The sequence below is a fragment of the Chryseosolibacter histidinae genome (assembly GCF_018598225.1).
GTDB classification, from domain to species: domain Bacteria; phylum Bacteroidota; class Bacteroidia; order Cytophagales; family Cyclobacteriaceae; genus Chryseosolibacter; species Chryseosolibacter histidini.
The window spans coordinates 76,886-98,010 of record NZ_JAHESF010000001.1 but is presented as its reverse complement, the minus strand read 5'-3'; the positions used below and the strand labels follow the sequence as shown (position 1 = coordinate 98,010).

The following is a 21,125-nucleotide window of genomic DNA, read 5'->3' as shown; positions in this document are numbered from 1 at the left end:
TTAATCATGAAATTAAAACATATATATCAGTTACCAGGATTTCTCCTGCTCTTGATCTTTGCAGTTGCCTGCGAGGATGATGCCTATGAGGTTCCTCAGGCAAAGCGTGAATTTCAAAACGACTGCATCAAACGATCGTTGGGGCCGAACCTTGTAAACAACCGGCTGGAGTTCGCCTATGCCATGGCACTTCCGAAAGACATGGGAAAGATCGTATCCGCCCAGGTGGAGGCTTCTATCCCCGGCGTGGTTGAACCTGTGATCACAAACGGCACGTTCCTTGAACACCGCGCCTACTCAACCGATGGTGGTGGAAATGACAAGGCCGTTCAGGTTGCAGATCCGTCTTCAACAGAAGGTAACCTGACCAAGGTCACCCTGACACGCGATACCTTCGCTGTAACGCTGCGTTATTTTTATAAAATTCCGCAAGAGGCAAAAGGCCAGAAAGTGACCTTTACATTTTCAGCCACTGACAGCAATGGAAGAACCGTGTCAATGAAGATGGGCCCCTACACCATTTCGGCTATGGACATGGTGCTCGACAGTACCGTGACAGACAATACGGAAATGTACATTTCCATTGCTGATATGGCCACCTACACAGCCGCACAGGCAGCCGCGATTCCCGACAAAATTGATCTCGTGTACCTGTATCGTGCGTTGGTTCAGCAACCCGCTCCTGCCCCTGCCCTGACCTTTAAACACGCGTTGGTAGCGCCTGCGGCTGATCCGGTCTACCTTCCGGGTGTGACGCTTCCTGCAGGTGTAAACAAGGATACGAAGATCATCAAGACGCTTAACCTCCGTGATCAGCAGCTGGCAAGGTTACAATACGGTATCTTTATCGACGACCTCGATTTTGAGAAGCTCGATACTTCTACCGCCACCAATTTTGCCATCAACCTGAAGGGTGAGGCCGGTGTGTGGGTTGAGACGGCAGATCGCCAGTACAGGGCTTATGTCTATATCAACGCTGTGAACGATGGCTCAAAAAATATGCGGATCAGCATTAAAAGGCTGAAGATGTTTTAAGAGTGGTAAGGATTAGGGATTGACAGTTTATTATTATTGACGAAAAGTGCTGAAGACTATGGTAAAATGTATTCGATCCCTAATCCCTTTTTTCATGAGAAAGGCTCTAGTTCTCTTGTTGTTTTTTGCGGGCGTGATCTCGGTCACCGGCAACGCGCAGCCAATAACGGTACCCCCGCTGGAAAAATGGCCGGCACATCCGCGCATCCTTTTGGTGAAAGGAGAAGAACAGGCCATTGAAAGATCCGTTGCTGATAATCCGGTCTGGCGAAAAATGCATGAAGCGATCCTTCGTGCAAGTGACACCATCATCGGATTACCCACGCTGGAGCGTAAGCTCATCGGAAGGCGGTTGCTCAGCAAGGGCAGAGAATGTGTTAGAAGACTGTTTTACCTCTCTTATGCTTACCGGATGACGGGCGCAGAAAAATATTTGCTTCGGGCCGAAAAAGAAATGCTTGCTGTAAGCCAGTTCAGTGACTGGAATCCGTCTCACTTCCTTGATGTTGCTGAAATGACCATGGGCATGTCCATCGGGTACGATTGGTTGTTCGACAAGCTTTCTCCCGGGGCAAAAAAGATTATTCGTGAAGCGATCCTCCAAAAAGGATTGGAGCCGTCCTTCGATTCGAGATACAATTGGTTTCTGACAGCAACCCACAACTGGAACCAGGTGTGCAACGCAGGTATGACCTACGGAGCGTTGGCCGTGGCGGAAGATCATCCCGACACTTCGAAACTGATCATCGAGCGTGCACTGAACACCATTTCATTGCCCATGGGCGATTACAAACCGGACGGCGCCTACCCGGAAGGTTACAGCTATTGGAATTATGGCACCTCGTTCAACGTCATGTTCCTGAGTGCCATCGAAAAAGCATTCGGTTCCGATTTTGGATTGTTGCAAAGTCCTGGTTTTTTGAAAACAGGTTCCTTCCTGGAAAACATGACGGGTCCTACCGGTGCCAGTTATAACTGGGGCGATTGTGGCACGGGCACCAACCTGAGCCCCGCCATGTTCTGGTTCGCACAACGAAATCAGGATCCTTCACTTTTGTGGGTCGAGAAGAAATTCCTTGACAGATCAGACTACCGGTCACTTGCCTGGGAAAGACTGCTTCCCGGTGCCATCATCTGGGGAAAAGATATTCCATTGAACAAAATAAACGCCCCGGCGTCAAACGTTTGGGTGGGCCAGGGACCAAGTCCTGTTGCACTGATGCGTACATCGTGGACCGATCCCAATGCCATCTATCTTGGATTCAAGGCAGGATCACCTTCCGTGAATCACGCGCACATGGACATCGGTTCCTTTATTATGGAATGGGGCGGCGTGCGATGGGCCTCTGATCTTGGTTCGCAGGAGTATGAATCGCTCGAATCAAAAGGTATCCAGGTCTTCGGCCGTACACAGGATGCTCAGCGTTGGTCCATTTTCCGGATGAATAATTTTGCACACAATACATTAACGGTGGATGGCAAACTGCAGCTCGTGAAGGGGTATGCAAAGATCGACCGTTATTCCGATAATCCCCGATTCAGATACGCGATCTCCGATCTGTCTACAGTCTATGAAGATCAGTTAAAGCGTATAACCAGGGGCGTTGGTATTGTAGACGATGGCTATGTTGTGATACGTGACGAGCTGACAACGCTGGACAAGCCCACTACAATACGCTGGACGATGCTCACCGCCGCGGATGTTGAGATCGTAAATAAGAACACTGTCTTTTTGAAGAAAGACGGAAAGCAGCTCACCCTGCATGTCGACAGCCGGGCAAAAGTTGAACTGAAAACCTGGAGCTCACAACCCACAACAACATACGATGCGCCCAACCCGGGAACAACGTTCGTAGGTTTTGAGGTTACTGTGCCTGCCAATCACGCCGAGACATTTACCGTGAGGCTGATACCTGAGGTTAAAAAAATAAAAACAAAGATCAGGTCTTTAGACCGATGGAAATGAATTTAATCAGTTGTTCGATCTATTGCGGCCCTTTGTAATTAATCCTGTTAATCCTATAATCCTGTTAATCCTGGTTTAATCATGAATCGTAAATTACTTATAATCGCAGTTTGCTCCATCGCGCTTCTTGCTTTCGCCGCCAAGGCTAAACTGGACATTGCAAAAAACTTCAAGGTGATCGAAAGCCATTTGCGCAATAGCACGTCTTCCCTTACGGATACTTTACGGTTTCCGCGCACTACGGCACCGGATGGAAAACTGAAGACCGTGGCTTCCAATGACTGGACGAGCGCCTTCTATGCCGGAAACCTTTGGTACATGTACGATCTTACAAAAGATAAAAAATGGGAACAGGAAGCCAGGCGCTGGACGAATGGCCTTGAAAAGGAAAAATACAACACACGCACCCATGACCTGGGTTTCATGCTCTATTGCTCGTTTGGGAATGGTTTCCGATTAACGAACGATCCTGCCTATAAAGAAATTTTGATCCAGGGTGCAAAGTCTCTGAGCACGCGCTTCAACAAAAAAGCGGGTGTCATAAGATCGTGGAATCATGGCAAGTGGAAATTCCCCGTGATCATTGACAACATGATGAACCTTGAATTTTTATTCTGGGCAACGAAGGTAACGGGTGACTCCAGCTTCTATAAGATCGCGGTAACGCACGCCAACACTACCATGAAAAATCATTTCCGTGCCGACAACAGCAGCTATCACGTTGTCGACTACGACACAACGACGGGAAAAGTGATCGAGAAAGTAACGGCCCAGGGTTATGCTGACGAATCGGCCTGGGCGCGCGGACAAGCTTGGGGCCTTTATGGATATACGGTGATGTACCGTGAAACAAAAGACAAACGATACCTCGACCAGGCCGTAAAGATCGCCGAGTTCTTTTGGAATCATCCCAATCTTCCGAAAGACAAAGTTCCCTACTGGGATTTCAATGCTCCTAATATTCCGAATGAAGAACGTGATGCATCCGCGGCCGCCATCGCTGCTTCGGGTCTGCTGGAACTGAGTGGATATGTAAAGAATGGAAGCAAGTATGTGAAAGCTGCGGAAGAGATGCTGACAAGCTTAAGTAGTCCGGCGTACCTGGCTGAGGTGGGAAGCAATAATAATTTTATTCTGAAACACAGTGTAGGGCATAAACCTGCCAAATCTGAAATAGATGTGCCAATCATTTATGCGGATTACTATTATATCGAAGCGTTGCTCCGGTATGACCGCATGAAGAAGAAGAAATGAGGGGTAGAGTTTTAATTAAGGTTAGGCGACTGGTTTGGTGAGCTGGTCGCCTTTTTTCATCAAATGCAATTCCCGCAGATTTCGCAGATGAACGCAGATTTTTTCCATAGATGACTCTGCGAAAATCAGCGTAATCTGCGGGAAACTTTCGAAGCCGACACTCCATTAATCGTGACCACTATGCGAATTAAATACCTGCTCATCGTTATTGCCGTAATTATCAACGCTCAGGAACTGGTAGCACAGGACTATCGAAGCAAGGTTGCTGAAGTTTTGCGCAAGCAAGTTCTGAGTGAAGCAGATTGGGCCTTGAAACAGAAACCGGTTACGGTTACGGCAAGTACTTCACCGAGAAGTGCGGGTACGAAACATGATTTCTTTTCTGAAGCCGATTATTTCTGGCCCGATTCGCTGAATCCTGACGGCCCTTATGTGAACCGCGATGGTGTGACGAACCCGGGCATCTTTACTGATCATAGGTTTGCCATGATCCGTTTTAGCAGGATTATCGGATCGCTTGCATCGGCATACATTCTTACGGGGAAAGAGAAGTATGTAAAGCATGCGATGCTTCATTTGAAAGCGTGGTTTATCAACGCAGACACCCGTATGAATCCAAGCATGGAGTTTGCGCAGGCGATCAAGGGACGGGTTACCGGCAGGGGTTATGGAATTATTGATACCATTCACCTCATGGAAGTGGCACAGGGTGTTAAGAAACTGGAACATGCAAAAAGCACAGATGCTGCTGTCATTGAAGGAACTAAAAAATGGTTTACAGATTATCTTACCTGGCTGACATCTCATCAGTATGGCAAAGATGAAATGAACACGAAGAATAATCACAGCACGTGCTGGGTTATGCAGGTAGCGAGCTATGCAACACTAACAGGCAACCAGGAATTGCTCACCTTTTGCCGCGATCGTTATAAGACCGTATTGCTTCCCAATCAGATGAAAGAAGACGGGAGCTTTCCACTCGAGATCAACAGAACTAAGCCCTATGGCTATTCTATCTTCAACCTGGATGCGATGGCCATGGTGTGCCACATTTTATCAGACGCCAAAAACGATTTGTGGAATTTTCAAACAGCCGATGGAAGATCGATCCGCAAGGGCCTGGACTTTTTATATCCCTTTATTCGTGATAAATCATCATGGCCTTATGGGAAAGATGTGATGTATTGGGAGAACTGGCCTGTAGCACAACCATTTTTATTATTCGGTGCGCAGGCTTTCGGCAAAGATGACTGGTATTCGACCTGGAAGAATCTGGATCATAAACCCGAGGTGGTTGAGGTCGTTCGTAATCTCCCGATCCGAAATCCGGTCATTTGGTTCAACTGAGCATTTCCATTGTTAGGGCGGTCAGTAACATCCCTTTGAGGGTTTAAAACCCCTCAAAGGGTTTTAAATTGGCGAGGCATCTCCTTAAGAAGGCGGGAAGTTTCCTTAAGACTTTACTTCATTTCCTATTGGATTTATCTTTTTTTCTTAAGGAAATGCCACAGATCCTATTGACTTTGTTTCATTCCCCGTAAGCAATACGTTTTTTTCTTAAGGAAATACCACATTCCCTTAACGAAAAATATCATGTTCTTAAGAAGAAAAGCCATTTTCTATTGACTTTACTCCATTTCCTTAAGGAAATGCTACAGATCTTTTTTTCTTTATCGTGTAGTCTATTGTTTTTACGGCTTCGCTTACAGCAAATACCTCATTGCGTATAAGCGCTGTTCCATCCCCTATAGTAGATGTCTCATTGCGCAGGATGCCGTTTGTTCATCCTGCATGATCTGCTCCGTCGCAAATTGTCGTTGTCCTATTCAATTAACTTCCTCTAACGGCGCCGATGTCATCTGGATAACCTTCTTCAATACCAGCGCATCCACCGGCTTTCCTTCCCGGTCTGCCTGATGTATAGAATAAGCGATACCTTTCAAATAGATGCCTTCCGATTTTTCCCTGGCCAGCAGGTGATACTGACGGATGGCCAGATCGTAAGCTCCGAGCTTAGAGACAGGCCAGCGTTCTTCGGTATTCATTTCAAGGAACAGTGAGCTGTCGCCGGCATGTTCAAAATAACCTTCCACCGTAAAAAGCCGCGATGTGCGCTTCGCCAAAACATACCGGGCCTCCAGGCTCACAGGCTCCGAATTCTGGTAGAGCATGATCAGCGCATCATCGCCCTGGCGTTGAAACGTGAGGTCGGTTTTGCGCAGGCTTCGCTCCTTGATCTTTTTCACCAGCGGATCGTAGTAAACCCGTTTCACTTCTTCCAGCTGTGCCGAATTGTGAAAGCGTACGATCAGGTCTTCCGGACGGGCGCCATGGAAGGTAGAATATTGTCCAGCGAAAGGCGGCAGCTTGTAAACCGAGGTTTCCTCCTCGATGGTCTCCGTTAAGCGGTAGTCGCCCTCGCCGGCTTCGTTTCCAGGCCGCATAAAAATTTCCATGTACAGGTTCCGCTTTTCATCCAGGGGAATGCGGCCCTCATATACGATCCATCCTTGTTCGGTAAAGTCAGCCTGAAGCGGGAAGGTTTCTGTCGATTTTTCGGGCGGCGCATCGCACGAACCAAGGCATGCCAGGAGCAAAGAAAAACGCACTAATTTCGTCATAAGTCTTTTATACCAAAGCAGTTATGCTACTGGTGCTGGAGTTAAAATTAGGGATGATATCCTTTAAAAGGATGTCATCCCTGGCAATTCAAGATCAGCATTTTTTTATTTATTTGCAGTCCGCGGCAGCAAGCCGTGCACAGTTATATTTGCGGCGAATGAATGGTAAAACTCACTCCTTAACAACGATCATATCGTTCTATGAACACATTATGCGTCAGGCCTTTATTGAAGTCTGCGCCCGCAATTAACTGATCGTCATACCACTACGAACATTCATCTAATGTTATTCGACGAACCAAAACCAGAGCCCAAAAAAGCTGAGCGGCCGGCTTTACCCGCCGGATTCGACCTCAATTACAGAATAGGATTTTTATTCAACTTCGTTTCAGGCAAGTCGACACGGTTTGACCTCGAGCCCGTGCTCATCTACCCCGTGAACGGCAAAACGGAATACAAGCGCATCTCGCTGCAGGTGGAAAAAGGCCTCGCGCTGCTCCACTCGCTGGACAATCAACTCTATGACGATCTCATGGAGTTCTCTGACAACCAGCTGCTGCAATGGATGACCCGCACCGGCAACCGCTTCATCCGGAATCATTCAGGCACCTGGGCGCACGTATCCGCAAGAGAGCTGGTGAACCTGCGCCGGCACTACATCGAGCTGCTGCACAAGTTATGGCCAGCGCTGAGCCAGTGGCCCGACCTGTTTGTGCTCAAGGCAGGCCGCTTCAACAACTACCAGCAACAAACCGTGAAGCTGGGACAGCAACCCGCCAACTTCAGCTTCAAAGTTGAACGCAGCGGGCAGCTCATCAGCATCAAAATGATCCTGAAGCTCGACGGGCAGGAATCAGACCTGAACCTCTGGGGCGGATTCATGTTTGAAAAAGACGGCACCTTATACCTGCCACCCGATAAGGAAGCGCTGACACTGATCGACCTCTTCAAGAACGGCCCCCTCACCTTCCCGCTCACAGTGAAGAAAGAGGTGATCAACAAATACGTGACGCCGTGGCTCGACAAATACGAGATCTCCATCAGCGACAAGCTCAACATCGAGCTGGTAAGCCCCGAAGCACAGCCGAGGGTGTTCCTTACTGAGCTCAACGAAAGCAACCTGATGTTACGCCCGCAGTTTGCCTATAGCGATGATGTTGTGCTCGATTACAGTGAAGAGCGCAACCACGTGATGGAGACAAAAGATAAGGTGAGCATCATCCGGCGTAACAAGGATCACGAGCAGAAACTGTACGAATACCTGCGCACCCTGCATTCGTCGTTCAACACACAACGCAACAACCAGTATTATTACCTTCCGTTTGCCGACGTGATGAAGAAGGGCTGGTTCATCACCATGATGCGTAAAGTGGCTGACCAGGGATATGCCGTACATGGATTGCACGAGCTGAAAAAATTCCGCTACACCACGCACGTCCCCCGCTTTACGATCACGGCCAGCAACAACGTTGACTGGTTCGATCTGAAGGTGACCATCCAATGGGGAGAGCACACCGTCTCTCTGAAGGAAATACGCCACGCCATCCTGAACAAGCAGGACACCATCATGCTGGAAGATGGCACACTCGGGCACATCCCCGAAGAATGGATCAGCCAGTACAGCCTGTTGCTGAGAACCGGTACGGAAGAGAACGGAACGCTGCGGGTAAGCAAGCTGCACTATACACTGCTGGAAGACATCCTCGATAAGATCGACGGCAACACCGTACAGCAGGACATTGAAGCGCGCAAGCACAAGCTGCTGCAGTTCGACTCGATCGAAAAAGTGCCGCTCTCTTCCGAGATCAAGGCATCGCTCAGGCCTTACCAGCAATCGGGATTCCATTGGCTGCAGGCACTCGACGAGCTCGGCTGGGGCGGGTGCCTTGCCGATGACATGGGCCTTGGCAAAACACTTCAAACGATCTCCTTCCTTCAATACCTGAAAGAGAAGTACCCGGGAAGCACACAGCTGGTGGTGTGCCCTACGTCGCTGATCTTCAACTGGGAGAACGAGATCCAGAAGTTCTGTCCTACGCTGAAATTCTACATCCATTACGGATTACAGCGCCAGTTCAGTGAAGCCCACTTTAACGATTATGATGTGGTGCTCACTACTTACGGCGTGGTGCGCAACGATCTTGAAGAACTTAATAATTTTCTCTGGCAATACATTATTCTCGACGAAAGCCAGGCCATCAAGAACCCTGACGCCCGCGTAACAAAAGCTGTTCAGCAGCTGCGCGCCGTGAATAGGGTGATCCTCAGCGGTACGCCGGTGCAGAACAATACTTCTGACCTGTTCGCGCAGTTCAACTTCCTGAACCCCGGGCTGCTTGGCTCGCGTGAGTTCTTCAATCGCGAGTTTGCTCAGCCCATCGATAAATTCGGCAGCAAGGAAAAAACACTGCATCTGAAAAAGCTCATCCATCCCTTCACCCTCCGGCGAACGAAAGAACAGGTGGCCAAAGACCTGCCTGACAAGACCGTGACGGTATTGTGGTGTACCATGGATGCGGAACAACGCAAGCTGTACAACCACTACCGCGATGGCTACCGGAATTCACTGCTCAAAAAGATCGACGAACAGGGTATCGGCAAATCAGGCGTATACGTACTGGAAGGTCTGCTTCGGTTGCGACAGATCTGCGACCACCCGGCGCTGCTGAAAGACACTGCCAATGAAATGAAGAGCTCGGTGAAGATCGAAGAGCTTGTCCGTGAAGTGCAGGAGAACGCGGGCAACCACAAGCTGCTCATATTCTCCCAGTTCACGGAAATGCTTCAGCTGATCAAAGCAGAGTTCGAAGAAGCGGGCATCAGTCACTGCTACCTCGACGGAAGCACATCACTCCCCAACCGGAAAGAAGAAGTTACCCGGTTCCAGGAAGATGAAAGTATAAAAGCTTTCCTCATCTCGCTGAAAGCAGGTGGTGTGGGGCTCAACCTCACGGTGGCGGATTATGTTTACCTTGTCGATCCGTGGTGGAACCCTGCTGCGGAACAACAGGCCATCGACCGTGCCCACCGCATTGGCCAGACCCGCAAGGTGTTTGCCTACAAGATGATCTGCAAAGACACCGTAGAAGAAAAGATCCTCCAGCTCCAGGAAAGAAAGAAAATGCTCGCCGACGACCTGATCCAGGAAGATGCGGGGTTTGTGAAGAGTCTTTCAAGGGAAGATGTGGAGTTTTTGTTCGGGTAGATGGTAGATGGTCCACGGTCCACCGTCGACAGTCACGGACGTACAGCTTGAACTTCAGCGGATCGTACTTCCTTTCAATAGCAACCGAGAACTAATAGGCGTTAAGAATACAAATCGACTAAAGGCCTGAAGGGCCTTAATATCAATAGCCAGGGGTTGAAACCCCTGGCTATTGTGCATTTGGGATTTCAAGTGCCACAGGAAATCTGGATCAGGCGATGCAAGCTTTGGCACGTAATGCACGCTTTTTGATCATGGTGTTGCCGCTATGTGCCATGATCGAATACCTCACGAATCAACGATCGAACGTGGCCCATTTCTCTCGCTACTTTCAATAACCAACGGCTTCACCGTGGGCTATTGATATTGCGCCCCCTTGGGGCTTTCGATCCAACGGTGACTCTTTACGATGTTTTCCGATAGTTCACAATCGCCCACGTATTAAACACAATAGCGAATACGAATACTGCACCCATGTGTGGAATGATGTCAGCCAATCCACTACCTTTCAACACAACCATGCGCATTACGTCGATAAAATAGCTGACGGGGTTGAGACGGCTGATCACTTTGGCCCAGGATGGCATGCTGTCGATGGACGTGAAGAGGCCACTCATGAGGATGAAGATCATCATGAAGAAGAACGCGATGAACATCGCCTGCTGCTGAGTGTCTGTGTATGTGGAGATCAGCAGGCCAAGGCCCAGCACCGCCAGCAGGTACAGCGCCAGAAATCCGTAGAGCAATCCCAGGTTTCCTTCCGGTGTGATGCCATAGGCGAGCCAGCCTACCAGCAGCCCCAGCGTGAACACCACCATGCCCAGCACCCAGAACGGGATCAGCTTGCCGACGATGAAATGGTGTTTGCGGATGGGCGTTACGTTGATCTGCTCGATCGTGCCTACCTCCTTTTCTTTTACGATGTTCAATGCCGACAGGTATCCACCGATCATCGTTACGAGGATGGCCAGGATGCCAGGCACCATGAACAGGCGATAGTTCAGGTACGGGTTATACCAGTTGGTGGGCGTTACAGCGATCACCGGTTGCTGACTGGTGCGCGAAGGCTGAAACCACTCCAGCATAAGATCCTGGTTAAAGTCGCGGATGATCGTAGCCAGGTATGCGCCGCCGAGGTTCGCTTTCACACCGTTGATGGCATTGACGGCAACAAAGAGCTTTTGTTTGTTCTCACGCACCAGGTTCTTCTCGAAGTTGCGCGGGATCTTCAGGATCAGGTCAGCTTCGTCTGATTCAATGTGCGCAAGCGCTTCGTCAAAAGTTGTGTTCAGACTGGTGAGCCTGAAGTAGCCTGAGGCAGTGATGCGGGTGATCAGGTGGCGCGCATAATCGGAATTATCGTGATTGACGATGGAGATGTTGATGTTCTTCACCTCGTAATTGGCTGCCAGCGGAAGGATCAGCAGCTGCACCACCGGCACCACCATGATCATGGCCACCAGTGTCTTGTTACGGAAGATCTGGCGGAATTCTTTTTCCAGTAAAAATCTGATCGTTCTCATGCGAGCCTGATTTTGAAGTTCTTAAGACTAACCATTAAAAAGAACATGGTGATGCCGAAGAGGATCAGGGTTTCTTTCCAGATCGCCGAAAGGCTCAAGCCCTTGATCATAATAGACTTCACGATGATGTAGTACCACTTGGCCGGCACTGCATTTGAAATATACTGCAACACCTTGGGCATGTTCTCGATGGGGAACATAAAACCGCTGAACAGCAACGTCGGCAGCAGCATACCCATCATAGAGATGAGCATGGCCGTCTGTTGTGTCTGTGCCCGTACGGAGATGAGCAGCCCGAGCGAAAGTGATGTGATGATAAAAAGTGTGCTCTCGGCAAACAGCAGCAGCACACTGCCCTTTACGGGAAGGTCCAGCACAAAAACACTCAGCAGCAGGATGGACGCGACATTCACCAGCGAAAGGATCAGGTAAGGAACGGCCTTGGACAAGATCACCAGCACGGGCTTGAAAGGAGAAACCAGGAGGATCTCCATGGTTCCCAATTCTTTTTCTCGCACAATGGAGATGGAGGTCATCATCACACACACGAGCATCAGCACCAGCGCCATCACACCGGGCACAAAATTATGAGCGCCCTTCAGCTGTGGGTTATACAGCATCCTCACCTCTGTACCGATCTGCAGGGGCACCGCCTGATTCTCATTCAGCGCAAGCTGGTAATCCATCACAATGGTGGAAAGGTAATTCGTCAGCGTGTTGGCGAGGTTCGGGTCGGAGGCGTCGGCGATCACCTGCAGCTGCGCCCGGTTGAAGTGCAGCAGGTCCGCGCCAAAGTTCGCGGGGAATACCACCGCCAGCTTGATCTGCCCTTCTTTAAAACCTGCTTCGACCTCATGGTGCGCGAGCGATCTCTTTTCAAGCTCGAAGTACCTGCTGGCTTCGATCTTGTTCATGATCTGGCGCGAGACATCGTCTTTCGCATAATCCACCACCACGATCTTCGCATTCTTAACTTCGTTAGAGAGCGCAAACCCAAAGATAATGATCTGTACCACCGGCAGACCAAACAAGATCAGCAGCGTCTTCCGGTCGCGGAGAACGTGGGAGAACTCTTTTTTTATGAATGTGAGAAACTGTCTCATTTTTATTTTTTTGTTAACAGTTGGTTTCAGGTACGAGGTACGATTGCCTATTGCCAATTGCCTATCGCCTACTACTAATCAGCGCTACGCCTTGCTTCTCTCGCAAGCTTGTAAAACACTTCATCCATCGATCCCACGCCAAACTCCCTTTTCAGGTTATAGGGTGTGTCCAGCGCTTTGATGCTGCCATCCACCATGATGGAGATCCGGTTGCAATATTCGGCTTCGTCCATGTAGTGCGTTGTTACAAACACAGTAACACCCCGCGATGTAGCCGCATAGATCAGGTCCCAGAACTGCCTGCGGGTGAGCGGATCAACGCCACCGGTAGGCTCGTCGAGGAAAACGATCTTCGGGTCGTGCAGCACGGCAACGGAGAATGACAACTTCTGTTTCCAGCCCAGGGGCAGAGCGCCCACCAGCTTTTTCTTCTCGGAGGCGAGCCCCAGCTGCTCCACCAGCATGTCGCTCTTTTCTTTGATGGCCTTGTCTGATAATCCATAGATGCCGCCGAAGAACCGGATGTTCTCCATTACCGTAAGGTCTTCATACAGGGAGAACTTCTGACTCATGTACCCGATGTTCTTCTTGATGCGTTCCGTTTCCCGGTACACATCGAAACCTGCAACGGTCGCACTTCCGGACGACGGTGTTGACAACCCGGTAAGCATGCGCATGGCTGTGGTCTTACCCGCCCCGTTGGCCCCGAGAAAACCGAAGATCTCTCCGGCATACACCTCGAACGTAATGTTGTTCGTGGCAATAAAATCGCCGAAGCGTTTGGTGAGCTTATCTGTTTTAATGACCGCCTCCATATCACTGCTTTAATAATCGTATGAAACAATCTTCGATGGTAGGTGTCACCTCGCCGATGCCGATGCGTTCATGGCCTTTCGATTCCAGGTAACGCTCAAGGTCCTCTGCAGCGCCCGCATGATCGTCTTTGAACGAAAGGTGAAAATATTCACCGAACGTAAAACAGCTCAGCGTATTCGGGTAAGCCCGCAGGTCGAGCAGGAGCTTCTGCATCGCTGCCGCACGTACACCGTAAAGCTTCTCGGGATATTGCTGTACAATGGCATCGGGTGTATCGATGGCCAGGATCTTTCCGCCTTGCATCAACGCGATCCTGTCGCACAACGTGGCTTCATCCATGTAGGGCGTCGATACCAGGATGGTGATCCCCTGCGCCTTCAACCGCTTCAGCATTTCCCAAAATTCCTTCCGGGAAACCGGGTCCACGCCCGTTGTAGGCTCGTCCAGGAAAAGCACCGTCGGCTTGTGGATCAGCGCACAGCTCAAGGCAAGCTTCTGCTTCATGCCGCCGGAGAGCTTCCCTGCCCGCCTGTTCTTGAACGGCTCGATCTGCTGGTAAATATCTTTGATCAGGTGATAGTTCTCTTCTATGGTTGTGCCGAAGAGCGTGGCGAAGAAATTCAGGTTCTCTTCCACGGTGAGGTCCTGGTACAGCGAGAACTTGCCCGGCATGTATCCCACCTGGCTCCTGATGGCCTTGTAATCTTTTACGATGTCGAGGTTGTTAACAGTAGCGCGGCCTCCGTCCGGTAGCAGCAGCGTGGTGAGCATGCGGAACAAGGTGGTCTTACCCGCGCCATCAGGTCCGATCAGCCCGAACAGCTCACCCTGTGGCACCTCCAGCGACACCGCTTCCACCGCTTTCACGTTTCCCTTGTCGTACGATTTGGAAAGGTCTTGCAACAATACCATGGCCATCAGAATTTTACTTCACCGTACATGCCGATCTTCAGGTAGCCGTCGTTCTTCACTCGCGCCTTGATAGCATACACGAGGTCGGCACGCTCCTCTTTCGTCTGGATGGTCTTGGGGGTGAACTCCGCCTTGCTGCTGATCCACGTGATCGAACCTTCATAGGTCCTGTATCCTCCTTGCCCATCGTCCACCAGCACTTTAACCTTCTGGTTCAGCTTCAGCGTGGCCAGCTGATTTCCCGTAACATAGGCACGCAGGTCGAGGTAGCTGATGTCGGCCACTTTGTACAACGGCTTGCCGGGAGAGACCACCTCGTGTGCTTCCGCGTACCGTGTCAGTACCGTTCCCGTGAGAGGATTGATGATCTTCGATTTTTGCAGCTGATCCTCCAGTTGCTCCACCTGAACATACAGGGGCCCGGTTTCGCTCACCAGTCCTTGCGACGAGATGTCGAGGGAAGAACGTTGGGCATCGATCTGCCTGCGGATCACGTCCACCTGCGCGTTCACATCGTCAAGCTGTTTTTGGGTGGCGGCTTCCGCCTTGAAGAGGTTCTGTACGCGCTGCTGCTCCCGTTCCGCCGCCCTCAGCTGCTCTTGTAAGGAGGCGAGCTGCGTAGCGATGTGGGGACGTTTGGACAACACCGCCCTGATCTGCGCTTCCAGCTGTTTCTTTTTCAGGTAGAGCTGTGTGCTGTCGATCCATCCCAGCTGATCTCCTGCCCGCACATTCGTGCCCTCCTCGGCATCGAGCTGACGAATGGCGCCCGAAACCTCGGAAGATACGATCACCTCCTCCGCTTCAAATGTGCCCGACGCGTCATAAGTGTTTTCGTTATCACTGCAGGCCAGCAACACCAGGGCCATGCTTAGAGATCTGACGATATTTTTCATTGTATGAATGATTATAAGATTTAATTGCCTGAAGTGAACTGATGTTTGGCGCTGGCCACGAGCAGCTGCGTTTCGTGAAGCACCAGGTTCTGCCGGGCCTGGTCTTCTGCATTCACTTCTCTGACATAGTCGGTGGAAGTGATCGTGCCCTGCTCGAGCTGTACGGAAGCGGTTTGCTTCACCTGCGTTCTGAGCGTAATGATGTCACGGTCTACGGCGATGAGGCGCTGGAGCTTGGTGACCTCCGTATCCTGCTGGCCGAGCGTGAGCCGCGTGTTGAACAGGAACGTTTCCTTTTGTGCGTCCAGCGATTGCCGGCGCAGGTCGAGGATCTGTTTCTCTTTTTCAAAAGTGTAGAAACCCGACAACATCCAGCTGAACCTGACACCGCCGATGTAATACGTGTCGAAGTCGTTCCTCAGCATGTTGAGCGCGGGCCTTCCGTATCCACCCTGCACGAACAATTCTATTTTAGGTCGCTTCCTGGCCGACAACAGTGCCCGGCTCACATCGATGTTTTGCTGTTGCAGTGTATACAGGGTCAGCTCGGGACGGTTGATCTCCTGTGAAGGTGTTTCGGACTGAGGTTTTTCAAGGATCGCATCTTCGCTTACCTGCTGATTGATGAACAAGCCGAGCATCTCACGGTACGCTTCGCCGGCAGCCTGCAGCTCGATGATGCGCTGGTCTGTTTTCAGCAGCTCCGCCCTGAGCACATCACCGGCGCTCTTCAGCGCTGTGCCGTTGGCGATGGATGCCTCGATCTTCTTTAGTCCTGAGGCGATATCCTGTTTCACCAGCTCGCTTTGTATGATCTGCTCACGGATCAGCAAGGTGCCGAAGAACAATTCATTGATGCGGTTCTTCAGCTGATACAGCTCCACTTCGAGCTTCTGCTCCTCTACCCTGCCGTTGACTTCTTCCAGCTGCTTTTGCTGCCTCACAACACCACCGTTGTACAAGGTCTGTGAGATCTCGCCGAACAACTTGTACTGGTCTTTGCTCAGCGTTTCGATCTCCATACCCGGCATCGACAGGGGCACCTGTGTTACATCCGATTGATAGGTTGCCTGCCCTCCGATCATGATCTGGGGCAGCGCACCCTTGGATGCGTTCTCGATGGAATACGCCTTGCTTTTCGCTATCAGCTCCCTTTGCCTGATCAGGGGATAATTGCTTTCGGCACGCTCGTAACATTCCCCGATCGTAAGCCGCTCCTGCGCAAAGGCATACGGGACGATCAGCACGTGAAAGAAAAGAAACACTATACGCTTCATGGTTTACAGATTATCGTATTATTTAAAATTGTGTTTTAATCATTTGATTAAATGTAGTGTAAAAAAATTAGACTTAATAAAGTCCATAGTCGATGGTCCATAGTCCATAGCAGGACCGAGTAAATGATACGGGTCGAATAACCGCTCGACCGATGCCGAAGCTTCGATCCCTACTCTACCCGGCCATGGACCATAGACTATGGACCGTGGACTATTTTCCTTTCATCATCATCTTGATCCATTTCGGGATCAACGTTTTGCGTTCTTCTACCAGTCCGTTGAATGTTTTGGCATCCACGCCTGAAAGGTGCCGGAGCAATGGCGCGCCGATGAACGGAAACACCGTAAGGCCAACCATATTCATGATAAAATGAAGTGGATGCATGCGTGGCAGCTTTCCATTGTCCATTGCCTCCTTCACCTGCTTGATGAAATAAGACTTGAACAACCCCTCGCCACCCAACTTGGACGCCAGCTGCTCGGGATTCATTTTCAGCTCATGAAATATGAACAAAGGAAGGTCGGGCTGCTGCATGAGCAATTCGCTATACCGGGTAACAAAGATCTCTACTTTCTCTTCGATGGAGGTCTCAGTATCATTCAGTATCTCCAGCATTCCTTTGATAAAGCCGCGGAGCGTCTCCGTCATCACCAGCTCGAACAACTTCTCTTTGCTGCGGAAGTAATAATTGAGCAATGCCAGGTTGATACCAGCTTCTTCACTGATATCGCGGGTACGGGCCGCTGCAAAACCTTTTTTCGTAAAGACCTTGAGGGCCGCGTTTTTGATCTTTTCCTCGGTTGTCAAATCCAGCGCCGCTTCCTTACCCTTTTTAGCTTTTGCCATGTTTGTTTTTTATTCCAGTAGTAAACTAACTACAATAAACTGATTTAAACAATATTTTTAATCATTTGATTAATTTTTGAAACGGTGAAATGCGATAAGAGTTGCAGTAAGGAATGAAAATGTTCTCCTTTTTTTGGCTGCCGTTCAGGGTGTTGGTTGGGGGAACTAAGTTCCCCGGCGAGGGATGGCTACGATCTAAGGTTTAAAGCGCACGGAAGAAACTTCCGCGCGAGGTTTGGGTTCCGCGCGGGGAGTGTGAACGTGAAGAAAATTTCCGCGCAGGGGAGGTCCGCACGAGGAGCAACGTAAATCAACGCGAGAGCCGGTAACTGGCAACTGGCAACCGGTAACTGGCAACCTCCTGTGTGCGCTAACACACACATATTTCCCCTTGATCTTGTCCGCAATTTATCGTATCGTCACTATGATTTACAGGATTTAAGGATTTACAGGCTTATAAGATAGTGCAAGATTTCGATGACCTGATCCAAGTATCACCCTTCAAATCCTGTCAATCCTGCTAATCATATTAATCCTGGTCAATCATGGTTAAAATCCTGTTCATCCTGTTCATCCAGTCAATCCTGGTCACATACAGTCAGCCAATGGATTTGCTGATCAAGGGAGCCCGTGTGATCGATCCAAAGAATAATATCAATGCCGTGATGGATATTGCGATCCGTGAAGGCAAGATCGCTGAAGTTGCTCCTGCTATTAACAAAGAGGCTAAACGAACGATCGATGCCACGGGTCTCTATGCCACACCGGGCATCATCGATATTCATGGTCATTACTTTTTCGGTACCGAGAACGCATACCTGAGCAACAGCTTTACAGCGCTGCCTCCTGACGGATTTACGTTCAGGGCAGGCGTTACCACGGTGGCCGATGCGGGAGGGTCGGGGTGGCGCAATTTTACACAGTTCAAAACCCAGACGATCGATCACTCCAAAACAAGGGTATTCGCTTTCCTGAACATTGTGGGCTCGGGCATGCGCGGCGGCGCCTATGAGCAGAATCTTGCAGACATGGATGCCAAGCTCACAGCGATGGTTGCCAAACAGAACGCTCAATATATTATCGGCATCAAGCTTGCCCACTACTCAGGTCATGAATGGGCGCCCACGGAACGCGCGGTGAAGGCCGGCGAGCTTGCAGGCATCCCCGTGATGATCGACTTCGGTGGAGGTGACCCTCCCCTTTCCATGGACACCCTGCTGAATCACAAGCTCCGGCCCGGCGATATCCTCACCCATTGCTATGCACAAGTGAAAGGAAGAATGCCATTGGTGGAGAACGGGAAGGTGCAGCCTTTCGCTTTCCAGGCGCAGAAACGTGGCGTGATCCTCGATGTTGGCCATGGTGCTACAAGCTTCCTGTTCGACCAGGCGATACCGGCCATCAAACAGGGACTGAAACCCAACTCCATCAGCACCGACCTGCACGTAGGAAGTATGAACGCAGGTATGAAAGACATGCTCAACGTGATGTCGAAGCTGCTGAACATCGGGCTTTCGCTGGATGAAGTGGTCAGGGCATCAACGTGGACACCCGCGCAGGTCATCAATCACAAGGAGCTGGGAAATCTCAGTGTAGGATCGCCCGCAGACATTGCCTTGCTGAGCCTCGACAAAGGCAACTTCGGTTACCTTGACTCGCAGGGCTTCAGGATCAGTGGCGATCAAAAGCTCACCTGCCAGATGACGGTGCTGAACGGCGAGGTGGTGTGGGACCTGAACGGGTTGTCGGGCAAGAGCCTTAAGTGAAAGTATTTCCGGGTAGATCACCCGTTACAATAATGAGCATGCCAGACCATAAAGCGCTAACACGCCATGAAGCGGAAACCCCTCGCAGGCTGATGGCAACGTCATGGCTGTACTTTTCCCACTGCAGGCATGTGTTGCCGGTGCTCATCCTGTATGCCCTCATCGGGTGCAAGGTTGAGAGCGATCTTCCGGCGGGAGATGCTGACAACGGTGGATTGCTGTTGCCCGATCAGTTTGTGGCGCTGGTCGTGGTGGATAGCCTGAAAAGCCGGGCCAGGCATATTGCTGTCAGTGACAACGGCGACATCTATGTAAAATCACGTTTCGCCAAAGAGGGCGGCAACGTTGCTTTACGCGATACCACGGGCGATGGCAAAGCAGACATCATTCAGCCTTTCGGCGATTATCCCGATGACGGCACGTATGGCACGGCGATGCGGATCTACAATGGCTACCTTTACTTCAGCTCACAACTGGTGGTATACCGGTACAAGCTCACCCCCGGCCAGCTGATCCCCGACTCTCCCATTGAGGTGATCCTCACAGACGATCACGCGCACGGTCGCCATGAGCACATTGCCAAACCGCTTTCATTCGATGACAAGGGCAACATGTACGTGCCCTTCGGTGCGCCTTCCAATGCATGCCAGGAGCTGAACAGAACACCTAACTCCCCGGGAATAGATCCCTGCCCCATGCTGGAAGACCACGGCGGCATCTGGCGCTTCGATGCCGGCAAGACGGGCCAGACTCAGAAAGATGGTTTTAAATTCGCCACGGGCCTGCGCAGCATTGTGGCCATGGACTGGAACACGGATGACGGAAACCTGTATGCTGTGATGCACGGCCGCGACGACCTGCTGCGGCTCTGGGCGAACCGGTTTTCGCCCTGGCAAAGCGCGGAGCTTCCTTCCGAAGAATTTCTGCGGATCAGGGAAGGTACTGATGCGGGATGGCCCTATTGCTACTATGACCAGATCCAGGAGAAAAAAGTGCTGGCCCCCGAATACGGTGGCGATGGAAACATTACTACACGATGCGAAGGGTTCGAAAAACCCCTGATCGGGTTTCCCGGGCACTGGGCTCCAAATGACCTGCTCTTTTATCACGGCAGTCAGTACCCCGACCGTTATAAGGGCGGTGCCTTCATCGCGTTTCACGGCTCTACCAACCGCGCGCCCTACCCGCAGGCCGGATACTTCGTGGCCTTTGTTCCGTTTGCCAATGGTGTTCCCTCCGGTCCGTGGGAAGTTTTTGCCGATGGTTTTGCCGGCGCGGATCCCGTAGTGAACGTCAGCGATGCCGTCTACAGGCCAATGGGCATCGCCATGGGACCGGATGGATCTCTATACATTGCTGATACCGAAAAAGGAAAGATCTGGCGGATCCTGTATACAGGCAAAAAAGATGACTTTGGGCAGACGCAACTGGCAAAGATGGAACAGCGTAAATCAGCCGCTCATATTAGAAGGCCCCATATTTCAGACGACAACCTCGACAAAGGTGTAGTAGCAGGTGGAGAAAAGATCTATAACGTCTACTGCGGAAGCTGTCACCAGAACAACGGCCTGGGCGCGTCGGGGCGGTTCCCTCCCCTTGCGCATACCCAGTGGGTGACCGGTGACAAAAAACGGTTGATCAACATCGTGCTGCAAGGCCTCACCGGACGCATCGAGGTGAACGGCGAACCTTTCGACAACACGATGCCACAGCACAGCTTTCTCAGCGACAGCGAGATCGCGAATGTGTTGACGTATATTCGTACGAGCTTCGGAAACAAGGCTGGTGCGATTACGGCTGACGAAGTACGTTTGGAGAGGGAGTCCATAGACCATGGTCCATAGTCCATAGCCGGTACGGCTTTGGGTTTCCGGGGGCGCTGCACGAAGCTCCGCCTGGCTACC

15 protein-coding genes are annotated in these 21,125 nt (G+C 50.8%); 7 read left to right on the top strand and 8 right to left on the bottom strand.

Annotated elements, in window-relative coordinates; all coding sequences use genetic code 11:
• Nucleotides 1-6 precede the first annotated feature (6 nt).
• The 4 genes from KK083_RS00350 (at nt 7) to KK083_RS00335 (ending at nt 5,602) form a co-directional block, all read left to right on the top strand.
• Nucleotides 7-1,035 (top strand): DUF4466 family protein, encoded by a 1,029-nt coding sequence (locus tag KK083_RS00350; protein ID WP_254158810.1) that lies wholly within the window; start codon nt 7-9, stop codon nt 1,033-1,035.
• Nucleotides 1,036-1,129: 94 nt separating this feature from the next.
• On the top strand, nt 1,130-3,001 hold the full coding sequence (locus tag KK083_RS00345; protein WP_254158808.1) for a heparinase II/III domain-containing protein: 1,872 nt from the start codon (nt 1,130-1,132) through the stop codon (nt 2,999-3,001).
• Nucleotides 3,002-3,082: 81 nt separating this feature from the next.
• Nucleotides 3,083-4,255: a glycoside hydrolase family 88 protein gene (locus tag KK083_RS00340; protein WP_254158806.1), complete on the top strand. Its 1,173-nt coding sequence runs from the start codon at nt 3,083-3,085 to the stop codon at nt 4,253-4,255.
• A 180-nt stretch (nt 4,256-4,435) separates the two neighbouring features.
• On the top strand, nt 4,436-5,602 hold the full coding sequence (locus KK083_RS00335) for an alginate lyase family protein (protein ID WP_254158804.1): 1,167 nt from the start codon (nt 4,436-4,438) through the stop codon (nt 5,600-5,602).
• Between the two features lie 479 nt (nt 5,603-6,081).
• On the opposite strand, the gene KK083_RS00330 is transcribed toward KK083_RS00335, so the two are convergent.
• Entirely contained in the window at nt 6,082-6,876 is a 795-nt protein-coding gene (locus tag KK083_RS00330; protein WP_254158802.1) for a hypothetical protein, read from the bottom strand.
• A 283-nt stretch (nt 6,877-7,159) separates the two neighbouring features.
• Between KK083_RS00330 and KK083_RS00325 the strand changes: the two genes are divergently transcribed.
• Nucleotides 7,160-10,081: a DEAD/DEAH box helicase gene (locus tag KK083_RS00325; protein ID WP_254158800.1), complete on the top strand. Its 2,922-nt coding sequence runs from the start codon at nt 7,160-7,162 to the stop codon at nt 10,079-10,081.
• A 404-nt stretch (nt 10,082-10,485) separates the two neighbouring features.
• On the opposite strand, the gene KK083_RS00320 is transcribed toward KK083_RS00325, so the two are convergent.
• From KK083_RS00320 to KK083_RS00290, 7 genes are all read right to left on the bottom strand, one after another.
• Nucleotides 10,486-11,604 carry an ABC transporter permease gene (locus tag KK083_RS00320; RefSeq protein ID WP_254158798.1) on the bottom strand — a complete coding sequence of 373 codons (1,119 nt, stop codon included), beginning with the start codon at nt 11,602-11,604 and terminating at the stop codon, nt 10,486-10,488.
• Nucleotides 11,601-12,707: an ABC transporter permease gene (locus KK083_RS00315; protein ID WP_254158796.1), complete on the bottom strand. Its 1,107-nt coding sequence runs from the start codon at nt 12,705-12,707 to the stop codon at nt 11,601-11,603. Before KK083_RS00315 ends, KK083_RS00320 begins: the two co-directional genes overlap by 4 nt.
• Before the next feature lie 74 nt (nt 12,708-12,781).
• Entirely contained in the window at nt 12,782-13,522 is a 741-nt protein-coding gene (locus tag KK083_RS00310; RefSeq protein ID WP_254158794.1) for an ABC transporter ATP-binding protein, read from the bottom strand.
• 1 nt (nt 13,523) lies between these two features.
• Nucleotides 13,524-14,435, bottom strand: coding sequence for an ABC transporter ATP-binding protein (locus KK083_RS00305; RefSeq protein ID WP_438834713.1), 912 nt, complete (start codon nt 14,433-14,435; stop codon nt 13,524-13,526).
• A 5-nt stretch (nt 14,436-14,440) separates the two neighbouring features.
• Nucleotides 14,441-15,331: an HlyD family secretion protein gene (locus tag KK083_RS00300; RefSeq protein ID WP_254158790.1), complete on the bottom strand. Its 891-nt coding sequence runs from the start codon at nt 15,329-15,331 to the stop codon at nt 14,441-14,443.
• Nucleotides 15,332-15,351: 20 nt separating this feature from the next.
• A complete protein-coding gene (locus KK083_RS00295; protein ID WP_254158788.1) occupies nt 15,352-16,608 on the bottom strand; it encodes a TolC family protein in 1,257 nt (418 codons plus the stop codon).
• Nucleotides 16,609-16,819: 211 nt separating this feature from the next.
• Nucleotides 16,820-17,455: a TetR/AcrR family transcriptional regulator gene (locus KK083_RS00290; RefSeq protein WP_254158786.1), complete on the bottom strand. Its 636-nt coding sequence runs from the start codon at nt 17,453-17,455 to the stop codon at nt 16,820-16,822.
• A gap of 545 nt (nt 17,456-18,000) precedes the next feature.
• On the opposite strand from KK083_RS00290, the gene KK083_RS00285 reads away from it, so the two are divergent.
• On the top strand, nt 18,001-19,221 hold the full coding sequence (locus tag KK083_RS00285; protein ID WP_254158784.1) for an amidohydrolase/deacetylase family metallohydrolase: 1,221 nt from the start codon (nt 18,001-18,003) through the stop codon (nt 19,219-19,221).
• Nucleotides 19,222-19,259: 38 nt separating this feature from the next.
• Nucleotides 19,260-21,065 carry a PQQ-dependent sugar dehydrogenase gene (locus KK083_RS00280; RefSeq protein WP_254158782.1) on the top strand — a complete coding sequence of 602 codons (1,806 nt, stop codon included), beginning with the start codon at nt 19,260-19,262 and terminating at the stop codon, nt 21,063-21,065.
• Nucleotides 21,066-21,125 lie beyond the last annotated feature (60 nt).